13 protein-coding genes and 1 pseudogene are annotated in these 18,960 nt (G+C 41.9%); 1 reads left to right on the forward strand and 13 read right to left on the reverse strand.

Annotation, left to right across the window (positions count from 1 at the left end):
• Positions 1–346 precede the first annotated feature (346 nt).
• The 12 genes and pseudogenes from IGJ45_RS15515 to IGJ45_RS15570 all read right to left on the reverse strand — a co-directional run bounded on the left by IGJ45_RS15515 (position 347) and on the right by IGJ45_RS15570 (position 15,908).
• Complete coding sequence (locus IGJ45_RS15515) at positions 347–814, reverse strand: GNAT family N-acetyltransferase (protein WP_409531086.1); 468 nt, start codon at positions 812–814, stop codon at positions 347–349.
• Between the two features lie 147 nt (positions 815–961).
• Positions 962–1,810 (reverse strand): PRD domain-containing protein, encoded by an 849-nt coding sequence (locus IGJ45_RS15520; protein WP_005469876.1) that lies wholly within the window; start codon positions 1,808–1,810, stop codon positions 962–964.
• A gap of 17 nt (positions 1,811–1,827) precedes the next feature.
• Positions 1,828–3,294, reverse strand: a complete 1,467-nt coding sequence (locus IGJ45_RS15525) for a glycoside hydrolase family 1 protein (RefSeq protein WP_005469874.1) — start codon at positions 3,292–3,294, stop codon at positions 1,828–1,830.
• A gap of 43 nt (positions 3,295–3,337) precedes the next feature.
• Entirely contained in the window at positions 3,338–5,173 is a 1,836-nt protein-coding gene (locus IGJ45_RS15530; protein WP_138371359.1) for a beta-glucoside-specific PTS transporter subunit IIABC, read from the reverse strand.
• A gap of 318 nt (positions 5,174–5,491) precedes the next feature.
• A complete protein-coding gene (locus IGJ45_RS15535) occupies positions 5,492–8,122 on the reverse strand; it encodes a calcium-translocating P-type ATPase, PMCA-type (RefSeq protein ID WP_409531085.1) in 2,631 nt (876 codons plus the stop codon).
• 132 nt (positions 8,123–8,254) lie between these two features.
• Positions 8,255–8,602 (reverse strand): 2-dehydro-3-deoxy-phosphogluconate aldolase, encoded by a 348-nt coding sequence (locus IGJ45_RS15540; protein WP_029486217.1) that lies wholly within the window; start codon positions 8,600–8,602, stop codon positions 8,255–8,257.
• Positions 8,603–8,648: 46 nt separating this feature from the next.
• Positions 8,649–9,932 (reverse strand): SLC13 family permease, encoded by a 1,284-nt coding sequence (locus tag IGJ45_RS15545; RefSeq protein ID WP_081131137.1) that lies wholly within the window; start codon positions 9,930–9,932, stop codon positions 8,649–8,651.
• A 250-nt stretch (positions 9,933–10,182) separates the two neighbouring features.
• Positions 10,183–11,091 (reverse strand): 4-hydroxy-tetrahydrodipicolinate synthase, encoded by a 909-nt coding sequence (dapA, locus tag IGJ45_RS15550; protein ID WP_081131138.1) that lies wholly within the window; start codon positions 11,089–11,091, stop codon positions 10,183–10,185.
• Positions 11,092–11,233: 142 nt separating this feature from the next.
• Positions 11,234–12,358 carry a sialidase family protein gene (locus IGJ45_RS15555; protein ID WP_113850267.1) on the reverse strand — a complete coding sequence of 375 codons (1,125 nt, stop codon included), beginning with the start codon at positions 12,356–12,358 and terminating at the stop codon, positions 11,234–11,236.
• A gap of 92 nt (positions 12,359–12,450) precedes the next feature.
• On the reverse strand, positions 12,451–13,479 hold the full coding sequence (pdxA, locus tag IGJ45_RS15560; protein ID WP_409531084.1) for a 4-hydroxythreonine-4-phosphate dehydrogenase PdxA: 1,029 nt from the start codon (positions 13,477–13,479) through the stop codon (positions 12,451–12,453).
• Between the two features lie 28 nt (positions 13,480–13,507).
• Positions 13,508–14,664: pseudogene (locus IGJ45_RS15565) on the reverse strand (iron-containing alcohol dehydrogenase).
• Positions 14,665–14,684: 20 nt separating this feature from the next.
• The gene (locus IGJ45_RS15570; protein ID WP_096711085.1) at positions 14,685–15,908 is read right to left on the reverse strand and encodes a four-carbon acid sugar kinase family protein; all 1,224 of its coding nucleotides are present in this window, start codon (positions 15,906–15,908) and stop codon (positions 14,685–14,687) included.
• Positions 15,909–16,089: 181 nt separating this feature from the next.
• Here IGJ45_RS15570 and IGJ45_RS15575 point away from each other — a divergent pair, with 181 nt between their 5' ends.
• Positions 16,090–17,865, forward strand: a complete 1,776-nt coding sequence (locus IGJ45_RS15575) for a PrpR N-terminal domain-containing protein (RefSeq protein WP_409531082.1) — start codon at positions 16,090–16,092, stop codon at positions 17,863–17,865.
• Between the two features lie 118 nt (positions 17,866–17,983).
• Here the strand turns inward: IGJ45_RS15575 and IGJ45_RS15580 are convergent, their stop codons facing one another.
• Positions 17,984–18,919 (reverse strand): helix-turn-helix transcriptional regulator, encoded by a 936-nt coding sequence (locus IGJ45_RS15580; RefSeq protein WP_252712148.1) that lies wholly within the window; start codon positions 18,917–18,919, stop codon positions 17,984–17,986.
• Between the last annotated feature and the right edge of the window lie 41 nt (positions 18,920–18,960).

Here is an 18,960-nt window from a genome sequence, read left to right on the forward strand (position 1 = left end):
TTGCCTTCCTTTTTTAATTGAATTTTTTCCAACACAAATAAGCCCTCCATTCAGTGAGACACACTAAACAAAGCGCTGCTTCTTGTCCTATTCAATCAAAAAGTAAGGCAAATCAAAATAGATTTTCTGCTCACCGTCACTCGAGTCACTAGACATTCCTTTACCACCCCCTTTAAATTAGAATCAATAATAGCGTATTCATTTTTTTTAGTCAAGTCTGCAACTCCAACTCAGTTTGCCAATTAAAGCAGAACAACTATGAGGAGCACATAAGTGAAACTGCATGGTTCGAATCGAAAAGGACGAGTGCCCCTGCCCTTTTGTTACCCATTCAGTAAGAAACAAGTCAAAGCGGATAAACCAAAAGATGCTGCGGTCCTTTGGGTCCCATTTTCTCTTCACCACTATCTACAAAACCCATTGAATAATACAGTTTTTTTGCTGCACTATTTTTTTTATTGACTGCAAGAACAATTTGTTTAGTTGCTGGAAAATGAGTTTTTACAAAATTAGGCAATAATCGCAATGCTTCTTTTGCATATCCTCTCCTTAGAAATCTCGCATCAGTAGAGAAACTCCGCAACAAAAGAGCGTCATTTTCATCCGTATAGTCTGCTTTTTGGGGTCCTGCATCCAAAACAAAAAAAGTAACCAATTTCTGTTGGGAAAAAGCCAAGATCGAATGATGCTGTCGATTCTTTTGGGAGATTGCAATATTTTCTTGTGGCGTCCCTGTGAAATAGGACATTTCGTCAGTCAGAAAATAATTGACAACATCTTCTTTGTATTCATCTCGATATTTCATTAGTTCCATCTTTTATACACACCTCTTCTGGTCTAAAACAATAGCCCATTCATTTGTAGGTCATTTTATCAAGTATTGCTTGAAATTACGAATAAAGTCATATACCTGATCGTTACACAGGTATATGACTTACAGACAGGTCCAAAATCAGGCTTCTTATTGTTCAATCGCCGAATGATTCATTAAACGATTGATATGGACACCTAGAAAAACGATCTCATTTTCAGGGATTTTCGTTTGATATTCATTATCTACATACGCCTTTACCTTTGTTGCAATCTCCATAGCATTTGGGTAAAGGGCCCACATTTGCCGATACAGTCCTTCGTCTTTTTCTTGCAATAATCCTTCTGTAAAGAAACGATCTACAAAAAAACGGACATGTGTGATAAAGCGGCTATAATGAATCGAATTTGTATTCACATCTTGCTGGATCGAATAGCGGACAAGGTTTACGATAATCCCAATCAATTTCGCTTTCTTCAACCCATCCTGATTATCCGCAGACGCAGATTGGGCATTGATCAAATGAAAAGCAATATTTGATGCTTCTTCTTCTGGAAGAAAGATTTGATACTTTTCACGTAACAAAAGCAACGCTTGTTCTGCAACTGCGTATTCTTTTGCATAATAGTTTTTGATTTCCCAATACAAACGATTGGTGATACTTAACCCCTTCTCTTGGCGTTCAACAGCAAAATGCAAGTGATCCGACAACGTTAAATAGATCGTAGAGTTTAGCGGATTGGGCATTAACTGTTGGGCCAATTGAACGATTTCTTTCGTCATCTCAAAAAACCTAATGGGTATCTCATCAATTAATTCAGCAAACTGCAGAGATCTCGTTTCATCAATTGGGAGAAATACTTGATCAATTTGAGAATCCGTTATCTGCTCTCCGGCTTTTTTCCCAAATCCAATGCCTTTTCCAAGTGCAATCATTTCTTGGCCTTCATTGTCAACAAGTACAACACTTGAATTTAAGACTTTCTTGATATAAATCATGCACTATCGCTCCTTCGTCATTCTCCTGCTAGGATTGCGCCATTAGTCTCAATCACTTTTTTGTACCAGTCAAAAGAGTCTTTTTTGGATCGATCATAAGTGCCATGTCCTTCATCATCTGCATCCACATAAATAAAGCCATATCGTTTTGACAGTTGGGAGGTACCAGCACTAACTAAATCGATTGGTGCCCAGCTTGTATAACCAATCAGATCTACGCCCTCATCAATCGCTTCTTTCATTTGTTTAAAATGCGCTTCGAAATAGTCCCTACGATACGGATCATGAACGTTCCCCTCTTCAAGGATATCTTTTGCTCCCATTCCATTTTCGACGATCATCAATGGAATTTGGTAGCGATCATATAACTCGATCAGCGAAATCTTTAGTCCTTTAGGATCAATCTGCCAGCCCCATTCAGTGGATGGTAATTTAGGATTTTTCACCCCTAGTACAGTATTTCCTGGTGTTCGTTCTGCTTGCGGATCCCCAGATTCCGCCATAGACATATAATAGCTGAAAGAAAGAAAATCCACTGTATAATCTTTTAGTATTTGAGGATCTTCCGGTGCCATTTCAATCTTGATGCCACGTTTTTCCAAGTCTCGCAAAATTAAGCGAGGGTATTCTCCTTTTACTTGAACATCTGCATAAAAATTATTCTCTAGGTTCTTCTTCAATGTCAATTCCACGTCTAGTGGATCACAGGTTAACGGATAAGTCATTAATTTTGTAATCATACAGCCTATTTTGTTTTGAGGATTTTTTTCGTGTGCAACTTTTGTAACTAGTGAACTAGCGACAAATTGATGATGCAAGGCTTGATAGATTTCTTGATGCTCTTTCCCTGGAGTACATTGTTCAGGAATAATTCCAGCTGTTGTAAAGGGATGACGATGAATGCTGTCGATCTCATTAAAGGTCAGCCAGTATTCTACGTATTCCCCAAATTCCTCAAAGCAGACTGTGGCAAATCGGACAAAGTCAGCGATAACTTTGCGTTCAACCCAACCATTATATTTCAAACTCAACGCGACTGGCATTTCATAATGTGAAAGTGTCACGATCGGTTTGATTCCTAAACGCTGCATTTCTTGAAAGACATTTCGATAAAAAGCAATGCCCGACTCATTTGGCTCCAGTTCTTCTCCTGTGGGAAATAATCTCGTCCATGCAATCGATAAGCGTAGTACTTTGAAACCCATCTCAGCAAATAACGCCAAATCTTCTTTGTAACGATGATAAAAATCGATTCCCCGACGTTTAGGATAAATCGTGTCTGTTGGATCAGCGATTGCTTCTTTCACGGCGTTTACCGTCACATGCATATGGGCTGCAAAATTTTTGGTGTCGACATCTGGTTTATACGTGGCGATATCTGCTACAGACAACCCTTTCCCGTCTAAATTCCACCCACCTTCCACTTGATTGGCAGCAATCGCTCCGCCCCATAAAAAATTCTCTGGAAATGTTGATTGACTCATAGTTGTATTCTCCTTCACGTTTTTTGATTATGCTGCTTGAATTTTACGAAACAAATGGAGAGATGGATAAAACACCCTCGCTTTTAGACATATTTTCTGTTTGTTCAATTGGTTTGATAATGAAATTTTCTTTGTTAGTCACAACGCAGATAACAGTCGGGTCATACCCTGCTTGTTTGATGGCTTCTAAATCGAATTGAAGCAATGGTTGTCCTTTTTTGACATAATCCCCCGCACTGACAAGCGGTGTGAAATATTTTCCTTCTAATTGCACCGTGTCGATCCCTATATGGAATAGGATTTCAGCACCATTCTGGGTCTTTAATCCAATCGCATGATTGGTTTCAAACAACATAGTCACTTCTCCATCCTCTGGTGCTGTTAGTTCGCCAGATGTGGGGATAATACCGAATCCCTCACCAATCATTCCGCTGGAAAAGACATCGTCTTTTATTTCGGCTAGCGTAACAACTTGTCCCGCAACAGGCTGACTGAGAACTTCTGATTGAGGGTCTTCTTTTCCTTCAACGGCCTCCATGACTTTATCTTTAAAAAGAAACAGGACTAAAACAAAAGCCGCAAGAAAAGAGACTGCTAAAGTGACTAATGCCCAAACTAAATTCATACTATTTGATTCATCAACGAACATGGTGATACTAGCAAGACCCGGACCCACTAATGCAAACGCTTTGATTGTAAAGATGCCAGCAACTGCTCCACCAACCAAACTAGAAGCCATCACCCCATATAATACCCGTTTGTTTAAAATCGTTACCCCATACAATGCGGGCTCTGTAATGCCAAACAGTGCAGAAATTCCAGCAGAAATAGCTGTTGAGCGAAGCTTTTGATCTTTTGTCCGCAGACTGACAGCAAAACATGCCCCAGCTTCAGCAATATTATGGGCAAGTGAAGCCGGTAAATAAAGCAATTCTGCCCCCATCTCGCTCATGGAAGAGACCGCATAAGGGATCATTGCTTTGTGCATACCGGTCACAACCATCAATGGTAACACAGCTGCTAAGATACCTGTTGCAACCCAGCCTAGATGAGTATAAAGCCAAATAATCGCTGCAGAGAAAACTGTACCTACCTCAAATCCTAAAGGTCCTAAAATCAATAGCGCCACTGGAACTGTGATTACTAGACTCATCATCGGAACAAAGAAGATGCGAATCGGTTTTGGAGAAAAACGAGTAAATAGTTTTTCGACTTGCGAATAAAACAAAACCGTTAAAATTGCAGGAAAAACTTGTGATGCATAGGCAATATTCTGTAATCCGATCCCCAAAAAGGTTGCTCCATCTGTCAGCAACGCTGTTATTTCAGGCAAAATCAGCGCCCCGACTGCTGAAACAGCCACTAATTGATTTACTTTTAATTTATTTGCCGTGGTCATAGCGACTAAAATCGGTAAAAAGTAAAGGGGGGCTCCACCTATAAGATTTAAAATTTGATACGTTTGGCTTTGATTATCAAGCACTCCTGTAACAGAAGCGAGTAACAGTAGTGATTTTAAAACACCACCTCCGGCAACCGCCGGTATAAGTGGCTGAAAAATGGAAATAACAAAATCCAACAGGACAGCTCCCCAAGACTGCTTTGTTGCACTTCCGCTGTCCGCATTGTCTAACTGATGCCCCAACAGTGACATCACTTCGTCATAAACTTCCACAACATCATTGCCAATGATAACTTGACACTGGACATTCTGCCGGACTCCGATGACACCCTCCACTTTTTCTAGTGCTTCTTTTTGAACTAGAGCATGATCTTTCAGGGTAAACCGTAACCTCGTTGAACAATGTTCCAAATGAGAGATGTTTTCTTTTCCGCCAATCAATTGGATGATGGCAGTTGCCGTTTCCTTTACATTCATTGTTTTTTTCTCCTTTAGATTATTTTTCTCTTCGTTGGCCAAACAAAGAAAAAAGCAGACAACACCTATTAAAACAACCAAATGAATCAGAACGATTCACTCATTGCTTTATATAGGTCCTGCCTGCTTAACCAGTCACATGCCTGTTTATTAATTGCATAATACCACGAAGAAATTGGAAACGCAACCACTATTTTTGATCCATAAGTTTGCCACCACAGCCAAATGTAAAACTCTAGGAATCAGGTAAGTACAGATTTTTAACATTCAAAAAAGGCATTTCCCAAAAGGAAAATGCCGATAAATCAGTGACGTTTGTTACATTGAAAGTTTGCCTTCTAAAACTTTCGCGTCTTTGCTGCGAAAAGCTTTAGTCAATTCACTAACAATCAGTGGGACTAATGAGAGCAGAATCACGATCACCCATTCAATTCCTGTCAAACTTTGAACTTTGAAAATTTCTTGCAAGAATGGAATGAACAAGACCGCCAACTGCAAAGCTAAGCTGACTAGAAAGGCTTTATTCATCGCACTGTTGGAGAAGACACCAATGCTGAAAATAGAACGTGTTTCGCTGCGGACAGCAAACGCACGAGTCAATTCCCCAAAGACGAGTGTAGCAAATGCCATCGTATTTGCTGTGCCGTCAGCAACGGTTGGATCTGATAAGACGTATTCCCCTAACCAATAAGCTGCCAACGTGATTGCTCCTACCAAAATGCCGTAAAAGATCATACTTGCAGCAAAGCCATCAGCAAAAATGCTTTTCCGGGAATCGCGAGGTTTTTGTTTCATCACGCCTGGCTCAACTGGTTCCATTCCTAAAGCCAATGCAGGTAGTGAATCAGTGACTAGGTTCAACCAGAGGAGTTGAATCGCAACTAATGGCATCTGATGGAAATTCAATGCAGTTGCAACGAAAATCGTGATGATTTCACCGATATTACAACTCAATAAATACTGAATCGATTTCTTGATATTGGAGAAGATCCCTCTTCCTTGTTCGACCGCATGGACGATCGTGGCAAAGTTATCATCCGTCAAGATCATATCCGCTGCCCCTTTAGCCACATCCGTCCCGGTGATTCCCATCGCACAACCAATATCGGCTACTTTCAAGGCAGGCGCATCATTGACACCATCACCTGTCATGGCAACGACCATGCCTTTTGCCTGCCAAGCCTTAACGATCCGCATTTTATGTTCAGGCGAAACTCGCGCATAGACAGAATACTTTTCTACTTCTTCTTCCAATATCTCTTGCGGCATCATGTCCAGTTCTGAACCTGTCATGGCTAGATCTCCAGAGCGGAAAATATTCAATTCTTTGGCGATTGCAACCGCAGTCAATTTGTGGTCACCAGTGATCATGACGGGGCGAATCCCTGCCTCGTAACATTGAGCCACCGCTTCTTTGACTTCTTGACGGGGAGGATCGATCATTCCGACTAACCCGACAAATGTCAAATGGTTCTCGATGTCTTCTGAAGTCAGCTCTTCGGGCACTTCAGTAATGTCTTTATATGCAACACCTAGAACGCGCAAGGCATTTGATGCCATATCAGCATTTTTAGCAGCAATTTTTTGAGCTTCTGCTTCATCAATCCTACAGCGATTCAGCAAAACATCAGGTGCTCCTTTGACCATGACGCGATAGCCTTGTTCGGTTTTATGGATCGTGCTCATCAATTTGCGTTCCGAATCAAAAGGAATCTCAGCCACACGAGGCATGTTTGCTTCTAACTCATTTTTGTCTAATTTTTCTTCGTACGCTTTGCTGACAAATGCGGTTTCTGTCGGGTCGCCGGTCACTTGGAACTCACTGCCATTGACCGTTAACTTAGAATCATTACACAATGCTCCGATGGCCAATAGTTGCTGCGGGGTTGCCGATCCATGAACGAAGGTTTCAACTACGGTCATTTTGTTTTGCGTCAATGTACCCGTTTTGTCACTGCAGATCACTGAAGCAGCCCCCAAAGTTTCGACTGCAGGTAGCTTCTTCACGATGGCATGACGTTTCACCAATCGTTGAACACCTAATGCCAGAACAATCGTAACGATGGCCGCCAGTCCTTCGGGAATAGCCGCTACCCCAAGGGAAACAGCCATCATGAAGATTTCAAGAATTGGCCGACTGTATAAAAGACCTACGATAAACATCAGGACACAGATCCCTAAACAGATAATCGATAACAATTTTGAGATTTCTGCCATTTTTCGTTGTAGCGGTGTCGTATTGTCATCTTCAGAGATCAACATGTTCGCAATACGACCAACTTCCGTTTTCATCCCGGTACTAGTAACGACACAAGTTGCACGCCCATTAGTGATCACTGTGGAGGAAATCAGCATGTTCTTGCGATCAGCTAAAACAGTATCTTCAGGCAATGCTTCTAGTGCTTTTTTGTTCACAGGAACTGATTCACCTGTCATGGCAGATTCATCTGCTTTTAGATTGGCTGCTGACAAGATCCGCACATCCGCTGGTACTAAATCGCCAGCTTCTAATTCAATGATATCTCCCGGAACAAGAGTAGCTGTTTCAATATGTTCCAGTTTCCCATTGCGAATCACTTTAGCCAACGGGGCTGACATTTTTTGTAATGCTTCCAAGGATTTATTGGCATTGTTTTCTTGTGAGATCGAAATGATGGCATTGATCACGACGATCAACAAAATAATGACGGAATCGATCCAGTCTTCAAAACCGCTGGAAACATAAGAAAGAAAAGCAGCGATCAATAGTACGATAATCATTGGATCTTCTAATTGCCCGATCACTTTTTTCAATAAACTTTCTTTCTTTTTCACTTCTAATTCATTTCTTCCGAAAGACTGCAGCCTTTTTTCAACTTCTTGACTGGATAGCCCTGCAGCTGCATTGGTATCCAACGAGCGTAAGACTTCTTCTTTCGATTTGGTAAACCATAAATCCACTGTGTTCATCTCCTAATGTTAGTTTCATCGTTCATTCGGTTTTACCAATCTGGCTTCCTTTATCAAAAAATGTCATAGCAGAAAGAAATTCCGTTCTACTATGACTGATATTCAATAAGGAGCAGATCGCAAAGGATGCTTTTATTTTCTTAAGATATGAATGGCAAATCCGCCAAACTCGCCGGCAAGATAAATATTTTTCAATTTGTTTTCTTCATCATAGGCAGCTGTATCCATATTAAAGGAGAGTCCTTTGGCTTTTAGCTCCTCTACTGCACTTTCCAAGTTGGAAGTCCGCATAGCGATATGTCCATTTTTTCCTAAGAAAGGTGCTTTCATACATTCGAAGTAGTCACCGGCAAATTCTGATTTCTGTCCATGTCGTGGCGTCAGATTAAAGATCATGCTCAGTTGGGTGGCAAGTTCTTGTGCTTCGGTTTCATTTTCCATGTTGATACCAATATGTTCTAATTCAAAGTGATTTTCCATTGTCTTACACCTCTTTCATACTTGTTGAACAGTTGATTCCAGTTTATTACATCGGGAACATCAAAATCGATCCCACGGTTAGAAATACGAGACGGATAAAGTATTGCGGAATCGTAAATTTCCAAAATTGTGCGGCTGTGTATTTCCCAGTTCCTAAAATCATTGCTGGCATCCCATCAATTGGCAGGAAGTGACCACACCAACCTGAGATCACGATGGCGCAAGCTGCGGCTGTAGGATCTAAGCCTAAACTTCTGCAAGTAGCGATCGCTAGTGGCGTAAATACATAGACTGTACCAATGGTCGATCCTGTTAATGTAGCCAACAGACTGGTCAAAATACAGAATGCAAAGATCATCACAAAAGGATTCACGTTGGTTCCCAACATTCCCGCAACCGAAGTCCCAACTAAATTGGTCAATCCTGTACTTCCTAATGCGTCTGCCACACCAATGACCCCGGCTGACATCAAGATGATCGGTGCACTGATGGCATCACGGATTTCTTTAAAGTCTAAGACACCAATCAATAAGATCACCGCAACAGATAAACCAGCCATCGCATAGCCGGCATCGCCGATTTTACTTTGTAGCAACATACCGATGACCGCAAAGATAAATACACCATAAGTCGTCAATTCTTTCCATCTCGGCAGACGGGAAGCGGTAACATTTCCGTTAGTGACATCCACATCTTTGCAGTCTTCAGAAGTAGGATGATCCGGAAGAAATTTGTATTGAATGATACAATTGACTAAAAAGCCAATGGATAAAAATAAGTTAACAATTGCAAATTTAAAAACAGAAACCTCTGCCATGATCCCAGCAGAATTCAAAACAGCGATCACGATCCCATACTGCAATGCGGTATTGAAAGGAATCAACGGATGATTGGTCGCAAATCCCGCAGTCATAATCACTTTTGATGGGGGTAATTTTTTTGAATAAGGCAGTGTAGATAATAACCCAAGTGTCAGTACATAATACGCAGTTGAACCCGTTCCGAACAAACTACATCCTAACATCACTACCAGAATGATCAGAATATAAGACTTGAAGCCACCTTTGTTTGCCATCGAGAACATGGCTTTTTTGAAAACGACGATAAAACTTGTCTTCTCAAGGGCAGCGATAATGGCCATGAACTCAGCTAACATGACGATGGTCGAATTCGAGAAACCGGCAAAAGCCCCTTTAATATCCGTAATACCAAAAATGACTAGCAACAAACAGGCAAATAATGGCGCCGCTCCAAAGGGAATTTTTTCAATCATTACTAAAACAATCATTACTACGGTAATTGCTAATGCAATCATCATTTGAATAGTCATAGTGTCCTCCTACTTCTAGTCATACGCATGTGCAGGAGAGGTGACGTAAATTAGGTGGCGAATGAACGCAGATCCGCTCCTTCGCTGCTGTCACAAGGAGAGGGACAAGACCACTTCCTGTGAGCACTTTATCTAGCTGATTCGCTAACTTATTTTAAAGCCAACACGCTAGCGAAATTGAGCTATTCCTCCCTTACGCCACACCTCTCAGACTGCTTTTGCCTACACAAAACAAATGCTTGTGGACTTCTTAACGCATGCCTTTCGCTTTGTCTTCCTCTAATACTTTTTTCAATGCTTCGATTCCTTCAGCTGGAATTTGGTTGAATGGTGCCCGGCATTTTCCTACGTTGTTGCCAAGTAACGCTGCGGCTGTTTTAACAATGGTATTGGGATTGCCATATTTGAAACAGTTGCGGAAGTTTTGAATCCGTTCATTGGCTGTCTTCGCTTCTTCGATCTTGCCTTCTACGAAAAGGTCATAGATAGATGCCATTGTTTTCGGATAAACATTGGCACAACCCGCAATACCGCCAGTACCTCCTGCTAATAGCGTCCAGATAATCAATTGGTCATTGCCTGATAATGTGTAGAATTTCCCGTTCGTTTTTGCCTTTCCTGCTTCAATATAGCCTAAAATATTGGCAAAGTTGCCGCTAGAATCTTTTGCACCAATGATATTTTCGATTTGTGCCAGACGAGCGACAGTCGCTGGTGCAATAGCATTCCCTGTTCGAGCAGGAATATTGTAAAGCACGATCGGCATATCAACTGCTTCGGCAATCGTTTTGTAGTGCGTATAGATTTCTTCTTGGCTCGCTGCTGCAAAACTCGGTGCAATGATCGATAAAACATCTGCGCCAGCTGCCTGTGCCATTTTACTTTGGGCGATTGTTTCTTTTGTAGAGATGGCTCCTGAACCAGCATAGATCGGTACCCGGCCTGCAGTTTGATCAACAACGACTTCTAAGACAAGCTTTTTCTCTTCTGCAGACAAGATATAGCCTTCCCCATTTGTACCAAAAGGAAAAATCCCGTGGACCCCATTGTCGATCATGCGATCTACTTGGTTGCGCAGTTCATCAAAGTTGATACTTTCGTCTTCATACATTGGGGTCAAAATAGGGCTGATGATGCCTTTTAATTCGATTGGTTTCATAGTAATGTCTCTCCTCTTTTATAGAACACGTATGGAATACGGTTTCATTTTCATTAAATTGACGGATGCCCGCGCTGCCGCTTTTTTCAGGGGACCAAGCGCGATATTGGGCTGTCTTTCCGTCAATGTTACCGACGTTTGTTTATTTCTCGACACCTTCACCGGAGGTTGGATTATACACACCTACGGATTCCCGTTTTTCGCCAAACAGATCAGCAACGGTGAAACGAACATACTTCACACAAAGACGATTGCGGTAGGCATAGACCAGATGTAAATTCCCCCGGCTATCCTGGTAAAGGGTTGGGTATTCATGTTGTGAATTGTTGGTTTTGTTTTCCGCACCGATATAGCCTTCTGCAGCTTCAAAAATTCGTCCGATCGGCCATGTCTTGCCAAAATCTTCACTTACAGAGACAGCGACTGGATTCCGCAATCCCGGCCAAGCGACTTGTCCAAAAGCAGCATTTGGTGCGGCATTGACATTGTATGCCAATGCGATTTCACCGGAGTTCAGTTTGATCGCACTGATACTAGCATTGTTATTAGGTAAAACAGTTGCTGTCGGCACAGACCAACGATCGCCAAAATCAAAGGATTCACTGCTGTAGACGAAATCTGCGAAGCGGCTTCTCATGAAGGCAACTAAATGACCAGGCTCGACTTCCACGACATTGGCATGGACCCGACCGTTGCTATCTGGCATCCGAACAGCACGCCAAGTCTGTCCTTGATCATCCGATACTTGGAACTCTGTCGGGTCATTCGTCAACCCATCAGCTGAATCTTCACACAGCCACGTGCTATACAGCCAACGGCCATTACTTAAGATTTGGATTCCTTGACGGCCAAAAGTGCCTTCTTTATCAAAGAGAACTTCTGGTTTTCCCCATGTTTTTCCTTCATCAGCTGATTTTTGAACCATGATGATTGAAGTGAACTGCATGTTGTCTTTTCCTTCTTGGCGGCTGACTTGGGATGTGTAGATCAGCCAAATCTTGCCATCTGGCGCCCGGAAAAAGGACGGATTCTGTTCACTACGGTCTATGCCTTCTGAAACAGTAACGGGAACCGACCACTTCTGTGTTTCTGGGTCTAATTTTGAGACGACGATCGAGATGTCGCCGCTTCCCTCAAAGCTTCCTGCAAACCACCCACACAACATCCCGCCATCTGCTGTTTCGATCAAAGCGGGTGCGTGAGCTGTGTTGTTGCCACCGGTAGGAATCAAACCAAAATCAACATTCAAGAATGTATCTCGGTACATGACACCGTTCGGCTCTGATTGTCGCACTTGTTCTAAATGAGTCAACGTGTTTCTCCCCCTAACCAAATTTTTATGTTGTGCTGCATTTGTGCTTATTTTGAATGTTCTGCCAACCGAATAGCGTAATCGATGGCATTTTCTAAACTGGCTTCACTAGCCGTCCAGTTACCTGCTTGATCAAAGGCCGTTCCATGGTCGACAGAAGTCCGAATGATCGGAAGGTTCAACGTAATGTTGACGCCTTGCACTGCTTTCCAGTTTTGTGCTTCTTGATCGTAGACAAAGCCTAAAAGTTTCAAAGGAATGTGGCCTTGATCGTGGTACATGGCGACGACGATGTCATACATGCCCCCATTGGCTTTTGAAAAAAGAGTATCTGCAGGCAATGAACCAAACACATTGATTCCTTCCGCTTTGGCTGCTTCTACAGCAGGATTGATTTCATCGATTTCTTCACGGCCGAACAATCCATTTTCGCCACAGTGTGGATTCAAGCCAGCAACTGCAACGCGAGGATTTTCGATCCCTAGATCTTTGCAAGCCTGATCTGCGATACGAATCACATCGAGGACACGTTCTTTCGTGGCCCGGTCACACGCTTCCCGTAATGACACATGGGTCGAGACATGTACGACTCGCAAGTTGCCATCTGCCAACATCATGGTATATTTATCGGTACCGGTTAGGTCGGCATAGATTTCTGTATGTCCCGCATAATGATGACCGGCAGCATTCATGGCTTCTTTGTTCAATGGATTCGTTACCGTTGCATCGATCTCTTTGGCTAAAGCTAACTCGATGACTTTCTTCACATATTGAAACGCTGCGTCACCACCGACATGAGAAACTTCACCAATGTGAAAAGTTGCCATGTCTACGATCTTTAAGTCGATCAGGTCGATCGTTCCAAATGCATGACGCCCATCCTTGGGCTGGCTGATCACATTCACTTCCAAAGCTAATTCAGGATGTTTTGCTAAATAGTAATCAACAACACTTTTGTCTCCGACTAATAATGGGCGGCACTTGTCATAGAGTGCCGGTTTGGCAAAAGCTTTAAGGGAGATTTCAGGTCCGATCCCTGCAGGATCTCCCATTGTGATGCCGACAATTTTTTTCATGACACGCTTCATCCTTTCTGAGTTCAAATTATAAAATTTGCAGATAGATGGCCCGAGCATCTTCTGGTGTGACTTCTCGTTTGTTGTTGACCAGTAGACGTGTTACTTCCATGCCCGCTGCTACTAAACCATCCAAGTCTTCTTCTGGTACATTGAATGTTTTCAAACTCGTTGGAATTTCCAAAACTTTGACGATTTCGTCTAACTGGCTGATCATATACGCTGATTTTTCGTCAACCGACCAGTCTTGATGTCCCTCTTTGCTGACACGATCATAAGCAACAGCGAGTAAGTCTTTGATTGCTGGTTCATTAAATTTCATCACTGGCGTCAACAAAATCGCATTGGAGACACCATGAGCAATATGGTATTTACCGCCTAGCGGATAGGAAAGGGCATGAACGGCTGTCGTGCCTGATGCTGTGATTGCTACCCCTGCATAAAATGAACCAAGCAACATGTTCCGTTTTGCTGTTAATGCTTCTGGATTTGTGCAGGCTTCGATAATGTTGTTCATGATCAAATCCAATGCTTCCAGCGCAAAAGTATCACTGATTGGATTAGCTTTGGCAGATGTGAAACATTCAATCGCATGACACAATGCATCTACACCTGTGGCTGCTGCGATTGGTTTTGGCAAGTTTTTGATCATCCGTCCATCTAATAAAACGAAGTCGGCGATCATTTCAGGATTGACGATCCCGATCTTCAAGTCTCTTTCTGGAACACCCACGATAGCATTAGGAGTTGCTTCAGCTCCAGTTCCAGCAGTGGAAGGAATCATCAAACTAGGTACTTGTTTTTTGCCAATAATGGATTATCTAATAAATCTTTGACCGTGTAGTCATCCGTTGCTAAGATCGAAGCCAATTTCGCCACGTCCATGACCGATCCACCACCGACGGCAATCACTAAGTCAGCAGCTTCTTTCTTAAAGGCATCGATCACTGCTTGTGCTTCGTGATAGTTTGGTTCCGCTGGAATATCAGCAAGAACCGTGTAATCGATTCCTGCTTTTTCAATGATTTGAATAGGCAGATCGACCAAACCTAAATCTAGAAGTCCCTTATCTGTGAAAATAACGATTTTATGAACACCACTGCTAATGATTTCTTTTAACTGCTCAAGCGCATGTTCGCCTGCCTGAATATTTTTTGGCATTTTTAAACTGTAGTCTGTTAGCATAATAAATCCTCCTTAATCATTTAATACCATCTAATTTCTTCAAGTAATTCTTCTGTCCCAAAACCACCTGATTTCGTAAGCACTTGCATCTTTTGGTTATTCCATTCGATGGCAGATAAAACAACGCCCGGTTTGATCTCAGTCAACGGCTTGATTCCGGTCACACCTAAGACTTTCATTGATTGGAACAAGGTATCCCCGCCGGTAAAGAGAAAGGTATTCTCTTGATGTTGTGACCAAAGGGCTTTGGTCAACATGCCTAATGCCTCCCCTATTCTAAACCGACAAGCTTCAGCAGATAAGCCCATTTCTTCGCTATAAGCCACAATTTCAGCTGTTGTTTGTTCGCTATAGGTTTCAAAAATGACTAATGGCTGTTTTTCCATCAACTGAAGATAACTAACAATCTCTGTTTGTCCTGCGGTTGTTTGCCAATAGGTAGGATGCAACAGTTGTTGCGCTGTTAATGAAATCCGCGGATAGTCTTGCTCAACATACTCAATTTGTTTCTTTGTGATCGGGTTGACGCTTCCACAGACAACTACTACTGGCTTTTGTAATTTGTAAGCTACTTCTTTGCCGTTGGGGAACAACTGTTGTGCGAGAACCTTTGCGAACCCTGCACACCCGACCGTCATACCCAAAAGATCGTTCTCTGCTAGGCGTTTTGCGTGGACCTGTAACATATCATCTGTCTGTGCATCAAAAACCATTACACCTGTTTCCGGCAACGACTGGTCTTTGACTAGCATTGCCTTGATCCCTGCTTCCGACTGCAGCCGCTGCATCACATTGCTTTCGGTCACAGGTTCATACGGATCATTTGCAAAAACACTTTCTGATACCAAGACATCTTCTATATATAAATGACCATCGATCACTACCCGATTCATTTCTGGATATGCGGGTAAAAAAGGAAGGGCCGCTTGTTCGCTCATATCGAGAATCGCTTTGATCTCCGCGCTGATGTTTCCTCTTAATGCTGAATCTACTTTTTTATAAATAAATGGAACCTGGGCAACTTTTGCATCTTCCAAAATCGTTTTTGTCTTCTCATATGCTTGATCAAAAGTTAGGTGCCGACTCTCGGTATTGAGAACCAACACTTCGATCTCCTGCGGAAGTGTGTTATATTGGACGACTGTTTCCGTTGAGACTAACGTTTGAATGCCTTGTCTCGAAAACTGGACCCCAGTATCCAGTGCTCCTGTAAAGTCGTCTGCAATAACTAACAACTTTAACATCTACTCACCACCTCGTACTTCATGATTTGATTATAGGGACAAAAATCAAGCGTTTACATTCTAAAAAAACGAAAAATCGTTTAATTTAGAAACAATCTCTTAAACAAGGGATATTTTTTACGTTTTACATGCTATTATTGTTCATATATGAAACAACTATCGATTGATGGAGGGAAAAGGGATGAAACGAAAGATTTTAGGTATTGCACCTTATGAAGAATTAAATCATTCCATGCATATGATCGGCGAACAATATCCGGAAGTGGAAACGACCATCTTCACCGCTGATCTGGTCGAAGGACAAAATCTTGCTGCTAAACTGTATACTGATGGCTATGACGCGATCATTTCTCGGGGAGGAACCGCTAAACTGATTCGCAAAGTTGTATCTTTACCGGTCATTGATGTCTCATTATCCATTTATGATGTTCTAAGTTCGATTCGGCTAGCAGAAAATTATACTCAAAATTTTGCGATCGTCGGCTATCCCAGCATCACCGAAAAAGCCCATTTGCTCTGTGATCTTTTAGGATACAAAATTGAGATCCACACCATCGATGAGACCATTGATGCCAATGAGATCCTTGATACATTAACAGAAAAAAACTATGAATTGATCTTATGTGATGCCATCACCAACCGCATCGCTCTTTTGAAATCTCTAAACACGATTTTGATCACTTCAGGATTGGAAAGCATCAAAAGTGCTTATGAAGACGCTTTGTCGATCATTGATCACGTCCAACAAGTCAAACACAAAAAAGAGATCCTCGAAAAAGGGATCTTGGGTCAACAGCAAGACTTGCTGCTTTATGATGATACGTATACCATTGAATTTTCTACATTAGAACCAGATTTTGCAGAAGAGATCCTCAAAGTTCTTCAGGCCAAACCAGAAAAGAAAGAAATCCAGCACTACTCACAAACACAAAATAAGTATGTTTCCTTATTAATCAAACCGTATACTGTCGATCAGCAGCATTACTACAGCTGCGCTGTTCAAGAGAATAGCGCACCACCCGTAACCAACAAACTAGATATCACTTATCAGAAAAAAACAGAAGTCGCTGATAGTTTTTCAAAAAAGTTATTGTTTTCGCAATTTATACCTGAACGCGTCAAGCATGAAGTGAAAAAATACGAAGATTACTATTCTTCTTATCTTGTCTTCGGGGAGAGTGGCACTGCCAAAAAAAATATTGCTTACCAAATTTATCTAAATCAGACCAAAAATACCAACTACCTGATCTCGATCAATTGCAAACTCGTCACAGATAAACTTTGGAAATTTCTAGTCAATGCCACCAATGGTCCCTTTGTCGACAGCCATAACACCATTTTCTTTGAGAATGTTGAGCAATTGAACGCAGCAGCAATCGAACGCATTGTCTCATTGATCAAAACCACCAATGTGCGGAATCATAATCAGCTGATCTTTACCTATGACAACAATAAAGCAGCGGATCAAACGACTTTCAACCGACTGGCAAGCCAATTAAACTGTGCGAAAATCTATGCACCAGCGATTCGGGAACGAAAAAATGAATTAAGTATCATCACGACATTGCTTTTGAATAAAATGAACATTGCCTGCAACAAAGAAATCATGGGCTTCGAGCCGAAAGCCCTCGAATCATTCATAGCTTTTGACTGGCCTGGCAATTTCGATCAGCTGCAATACTGTATCAAAGAATTGGTGGTCAATGCCCGCACCCATTATATTACCGAACACCAAGTCACAGAATTGCTGAACAAAGAACGACTGGTTCAAAATTTTACCCATCTCAAGGATCATTTTACTGCCAAAAATCCTTTACATCACCCCACGTTGTTTGACTACACCAAAGAAATCATTTTGAGCGTGTTAGAACAAAATGAAGGCAACCAGACCAAGACAGCGAATCAGTTAGGAATCAGCAGAACCACCCTCTGGCGCTACCTGAAAGAAGAGCAGTAAGTTGTAGTGAGTGACCACCAAAACGAAAAATCCCTTGCTAGCACTTCTGAAAGAATAGTCGAAAGTGTAAGCAGGGATTTTGCCCTGTTCATTACTTCTGATTCTCTAAAAACGCTTTTCACTCATAACTAGCCATGATCTTTTTGATACAGTCTAAATAATCCTTCCGCAATATCTCTGGGGAAATAATTTCTACGTGTTCACCGAAGCCGAGAAAATAATTGGTCATAAACCGCAATTCTGTATGATCGAATTTCCCTTCGATCCACGTTCCCGTTTCTCTTTGGCAAAGAGACATATTGGAAAATGGATGCTTCAAAAAATATTCTTTCCCTGTTTCACTGACCTTAGCCTTGAAGGGAATGTTTCGATAGGTTTGCATTTGCTTCTGGTACGAATCCAGCAACTCCTCTTTTGCATACAAGGTTTGATAGGATGTTTCCACCACGATCGATGCCATAAAATCGCAACGGTAGGTCCGCCATGCTTCTTTTGTTAAATCGAATGCCGTACAATACCAGTAGCCATCCATTAGAATCAGTCGAGTCGGCAACAGCCGTTTTTGTTGCGAACCGTAGCGTGTATATTCCACTGTGATGATCGCATTTGTCAAAATACATTCAAACAACTGTTCCAAATTTTCAGTCGTGGCGATTTGACTGATTCCTTCATACTGCACACAATCCAGCATAGTCGCGATTTGCTGCTGTTTCTCCTTTGGGAAGGTATGCAACAATTTTTCTTGTAGCTGGCCATAAGTAGCGCCAAATGGTGAATCGGTCAATAATTTCAATAGTTGTAAGGAATAAAAAATGGCGAAGACCTCTTTTTCGCTAAAGTAAATGGGCGGCAACAACGTATTTTGCAAGACCTGATAACCACCATAGCGTCCATTCTCGACATATAGTGGCACCCCTAGTGCTTCAAGTTCTTGAATATCACGAAGTGCTGTGCTCTTTGAAATAGCAAAAGTCTCCATCAATTCCTTTAAATGAAAGACTTTCTTTTCATTGATATAAAACATTTCTTGTTGGATTCTTTCTGTTTTTTTCATATTCTCCTCCAAAGGTGTCATGAAATGAAACCATTAACTGT

This window comes from Enterococcus sp. DIV0574 (assembly GCF_051711125.1).
GTDB classification, from domain to species: domain Bacteria; phylum Bacillota; class Bacilli; order Lactobacillales; family Enterococcaceae; genus Enterococcus_D; species Enterococcus_D gallinarum.

Excerpts from the sequence above, each read along its gene's own strand:
- IGJ45_RS15515 (WP_409531086.1), bottom strand. The coding sequence starts at position 814 with ATGGAACTAATGAAATATCGAGATGAATACAAAGAAGATGTTGTCAAT.
- IGJ45_RS15520 (WP_005469876.1), bottom strand. The coding sequence starts at position 1,810 with ATGATTTATATCAAGAAAGTCTTAAATTCAAGTGTTGTACTTGTTGAC.
- IGJ45_RS15525 (WP_005469874.1), bottom strand. The coding sequence starts at position 3,294 with ATGAGTCAATCAACATTTCCAGAGAATTTTTTATGGGGCGGAGCGATT.
- IGJ45_RS15530 (WP_138371359.1), bottom strand. The coding sequence starts at position 5,173 with ATGAATGTAAAGGAAACGGCAACTGCCATCATCCAATTGATTGGCGGA.
- IGJ45_RS15535 (WP_409531085.1), bottom strand. The coding sequence starts at position 8,122 with ATGAACACAGTGGATTTATGGTTTACCAAATCGAAAGAAGAAGTCTTA.
- IGJ45_RS15540 (WP_029486217.1), bottom strand. The coding sequence starts at position 8,602 with ATGGAAAATCACTTTGAATTAGAACATATTGGTATCAACATGGAAAAT.
- IGJ45_RS15545 (WP_081131137.1), bottom strand. The coding sequence starts at position 9,932 with ATGACTATTCAAATGATGATTGCATTAGCAATTACCGTAGTAATGATT.
- dapA (WP_081131138.1), bottom strand. The coding sequence starts at position 11,091 with ATGAAACCAATCGAATTAAAAGGCATCATCAGCCCTATTTTGACCCCA.
- IGJ45_RS15555 (WP_113850267.1), bottom strand. The coding sequence starts at position 12,358 with ATGTACCGAGATACATTCTTGAATGTTGATTTTGGTTTGATTCCTACC.
- pdxA (WP_409531084.1), bottom strand. The coding sequence starts at position 13,479 with ATGAAAAAAATTGTCGGCATCACAATGGGAGATCCTGCAGGGATCGGA.
- IGJ45_RS15570 (WP_096711085.1), bottom strand. The coding sequence starts at position 15,908 with ATGTTAAAGTTGTTAGTTATTGCAGACGACTTTACAGGAGCACTGGAT.
- IGJ45_RS15575 (WP_409531082.1), top strand. The coding sequence starts at position 16,090 with ATGAAACGAAAGATTTTAGGTATTGCACCTTATGAAGAATTAAATCAT.
- IGJ45_RS15580 (WP_252712148.1), bottom strand. The coding sequence starts at position 18,919 with ATGAAAAAAACAGAAAGAATCCAACAAGAAATGTTTTATATCAATGAA.